This is a genomic window from Massilia sp. P2_C2 (genome assembly GCF_056404615.1).
Genome location: NZ_JBFUDR010000472.1, coordinates 1 through 3356, shown reverse-complemented (window position 1 = coordinate 3356; position 3356 = coordinate 1). Strand labels below are relative to the sequence as shown.

The 3356-nt window shown below is 65.3% G+C and carries 4 protein-coding genes; 1 reads left to right on the top strand and 3 read right to left on the bottom strand.

Annotated features, from left to right (window positions below; translation table 11 throughout):
- Window positions 1-321: MerR family transcriptional regulator (locus AC1DYX_RS29565; protein ID WP_477265555.1), on the bottom strand; the 321-nt coding region annotated here is incomplete at its 3' end.
- 49 nt (window positions 322-370) lie between these two features.
- Window positions 371-2122 (bottom strand): methyl-accepting chemotaxis protein, encoded by a 1752-nt coding sequence (locus tag AC1DYX_RS29560; protein WP_477265553.1) that lies wholly within the window; start codon window positions 2120-2122, stop codon window positions 371-373.
- Window positions 2123-2432: 310 nt separating this feature from the next.
- Here AC1DYX_RS29560 and AC1DYX_RS29555 point away from each other — a divergent pair, with 310 nt between their 5' ends.
- Window positions 2433-2771 (top strand): hypothetical protein, encoded by a 339-nt coding sequence (locus AC1DYX_RS29555; protein ID WP_477265551.1) that lies wholly within the window; start codon window positions 2433-2435, stop codon window positions 2769-2771.
- A 35-nt stretch (window positions 2772-2806) separates the two neighbouring features.
- Here the strand turns inward: AC1DYX_RS29555 and AC1DYX_RS29550 are convergent.
- Window positions 2807-3356: SPASM domain-containing protein (locus AC1DYX_RS29550; RefSeq protein ID WP_477265549.1), on the bottom strand; the 550-nt coding region annotated here is incomplete at its 5' end.

The window sequence follows — 3356 nt, the reverse complement described above, 5'->3', positions numbered from 1 at the left end:
GATCTCTTCCTGCCCCGAGCCGTCCTGCTGACCGTGCTCGTGCCTGACAGGCGTCACTTTCCCGCCTCCCGCCGGCCCATCGCCGGCGGCAGTGCCCGGCGTCACCGCCTGGCTCGCCACGGGTAGCGCCGTTTGCGCCACATGGGCGCCGGTGGCGAGCCGTTGCAGATTGATCGGCGCGTTCACGTCGCGGTCGTGATGCGCGCCGCAGCCGGCACAGGTCCAGGTGCGCTCGCCGAGCGCGAGCTGGTCGTTACGCTCCCAGCGCTGCAGAGTCTTGACCGTGGTCCCCAGCAGCCTGGCGGCCTGCCCGATTCCCATCGTGCTTTCCATGATCACGATTGGACACGTCTACTCCCATTTGGTTCGACTAGAGTCGAGCTCCGGCCGTGGTGGCCGGCACTTTCGCGGCCGGGCGGGCCGGTGCGGCCTTGGCGACCGGGGCTGGCCGGGCGGTGACGTTCAGCCTGGCAGCGCCCGGCTTGACGGCGGGCGGCGGCGCCAGTGCCGTCATGACCGGTTCCGCGCGCACGGGTGCCGGGGATGCGGCCGCCGGGGCACGGTTGTCGATGCGGAATACGCTGACCAGTTCGGCCAGCTTCGCCGCCTGGCTTTGCAGTGCCTCCGACGCGGCCGCCGCTTCCTCGACCAGGCTCGCGTTTTGCTGCGTCACGTTGTCCATCTGGCTGACCGCCTGGTTGATCTGCTCGATGCCGGAGGTCTGTTCCTGGCTGGCGGCGCTGATCTCGGCCATGATGTCCGTCACGCGCTGGATGCTGGCGACGACGTCGCTCATCGTGTTGCCGGCCTGGTCGACGAGCTTCGTGCCGGCCTCGACCTTGTCGACGGAGTCGCCGATCAGGGCCTTGATCTCCTTGGCGGCAGCGGCCGAGCGCTGCGCCAGCGTGCGCACTTCGCCCGCGACGACGGCGAAGCCGCGGCCCTGTTCGCCGGCGCGCGCGGCCTCGACTGCCGCATTCAGCGCGAGGATATTGGTCTGGAAGGCGATGCCGTCGATGACGGTGATGATGTCCACGATCTTCTTCGACGACGCGTTGATCGAGCCCATCGTCTGCACGACCTGGGCCACGACGTCGCCCCCCTGGCCGGCCACGCTCGACGCCGTCTGCGCCAGCATATTGGCCTGGCGCGCGTTGTCGGCATTCTGCTTCACCGTCGACGTCAGCTCTTCCATCGACGACGCGGTTTCCTCGAGCGAGCTGGCCTGTTCTTCCGTGCGCGACGACAGGTCCAGATTGCCCCGCGCGATTTCGCTGGACGCGGAGGCGATGGCGTCCGTGCCGCCGCGCACTTCGCTGACGATACGGGCCAGGCGGTCGCGCATGGCTTTCATTGCGAACAGCAGGCTCGTTTCGTCGCCGGCACGCACTTGCACCTCCGCGCTCAGGTCGCCGGCGGCGATGCGGCCCGCGATGTCGGCGGCATACCCCGGCTCGCCGCCCAGCTGGCGCGTCAGGCTGCGGGTGATCAGGACGCCGAAGCCGATGCCGGCCAGGGCGCTGAGGGTGACCAGCAAAAACAGCGTGGTGCGGCTGCTTTCATACGCGTTCTTGTTGTCCAGATTGGCTTGCTGCGCAAGGTTCTCCTTGACGCGGGCCAGGTCTGTCATCTTGTCGTCGATGGCCTGCGACTTCGGCAGGAAGGTGCTGAACAGGTAATCCACCGATTCCCGCTGCTGGGCCGGCGGCTCCGCCTTGATGCGCCTGATCATGTCGGCGATCGCGCCTTCGTACTCGCGCACCTGGGCGTCGGCGTCGGCGAAGTTGCGCTTGCCCTCGACCGAGTAGAACAGCGGGCGCGCCTTGTCGAGGTTCTCCTGCATCAGCTGTCTGGACTTGTCGGTAACGGCCAGGTATTTGGCGCGGGTTTCCTCGTTCGACGCCAGCATCGCACTGCGCAGCGCACGACCGATATAGATCAGATCGATATTTGCTTCCTTGACGTAGGAAAGGCCCAGCAATTCCTGATGGTACAAACGCTTCGCGCGTTCGTTCATCTGCGCCATGTTGTAGATCGCGATGCTGGCGACGATGATGCCCAGCACGACAACGGTGAGAAAGCCAAGGGTCAGGCGGGTGCCGACCTTCATCGTTCGAAACATCGATTTCTCCAGAAAGAAGAGCTGGCCGCATGCGAACGCGCGGCCGGGTGGCGGGTTCGCTTAATAGTAATGATATGCAGCAAGAATCAGAAGCGTTGAAGAGGACTTGTTGTGGAATCTGGAGCGTTTTTCCAACACTTTTTCGGACGGTCTCGTTGTTTCTTATTAAGTCAGTCAAGATTGCATAGCAGAGAGATAATGTATGTGTGCATAGGGACGTTCGTTAAAAGAACGATGCGCAATTCGGCTCAGGCGTACACTCGCGTGACGCGATGCAGCAACCGCCCGCCCGGGCCCATTCGAGGAGACCATGATGTGGACGATCAACGCAGATCCGAACGCGACATTCCCCAACCCGATGTCGGCGCCGTGGCTTGATGCCTGGGCCCGGATCGCCAGCATGTACCAGGAAGCGACGCAGGCCTGCATGCAGCAATTGCTGCTCAGCTCGGCCAATATCATCCAGGAGCATATGTTGCGCGCCTTCATGGCGGCCGCCCAGTCGTGTGCGGAAGCGCTGGCGCAAAATGCGATGAACGTGCAGCAGCAGGCGGTGGAACGTTTTTCTGACGCGAACCAGAAAGCGATGGGCATGATGGGGGAGGCGTTCGCCGACGCCTGGACGACACAGTCGCGCACCGTGCACTGACGGGGGGGCGCCGAGGACCGCCGCCGCGGCCTCGATTACGGCACGCCCGCCTTGCGCGAGTTGGCGTCGGACCGGAACACGATCCGCTGCGCCGGCTGCCACACGCCCTCGATCTGCGCCGCCTGCGTGGCTTGCTCCTTGTGCGCGTGCATGACGATGGCCTGCACGTCGCCATGCCGTGGCGACTTGGCGCATACCGGGTCCGCGTTCGCGGCATCCCCCGTCATGGCGAGGGCCTGGCAGCGGCAGCCGCCGAAATCCCGCTCCTTGTCGGCGCAGGTGCGGCACGGGTCTTTCATCCACGCATCGCCGCGGTAGCGATTGAAGGCGTCGCTGGCGTACCAGATGGCTTCCACGCTGGTGTCGCGCACGTTCGGGAAATCGATGCCCGGCAATGTGCGTGCCGCATGGCAGGGCAGGGCGGTACCGTCCGGCGCGATGCCGAGGAAAACCGAGCCCCAGCCGTTCATGCAAGCCTTGGGCCGCTGCYCGAAATAATCGGGCACGACGAACAGGATGCGCATCCGGTTGCCGATCCGCGCACGGCAGGCATTCACCACGCTTTCCGCCCGCGTGAGCTGGGCC

What these genes read in the sequence shown, in the direction of transcription:
- AC1DYX_RS29560 (WP_477265553.1), bottom strand. Translation starts at nt 2,122, where the DNA reads ATGTTTCGAACGATGAAGGTCGGCACCCGCCTGACCCTTGGCTTTCTC.
- AC1DYX_RS29555 (WP_477265551.1), top strand. Translation starts at nt 2,433, where the DNA reads ATGATGTGGACGATCAACGCAGATCCGAACGCGACATTCCCCAACCCG.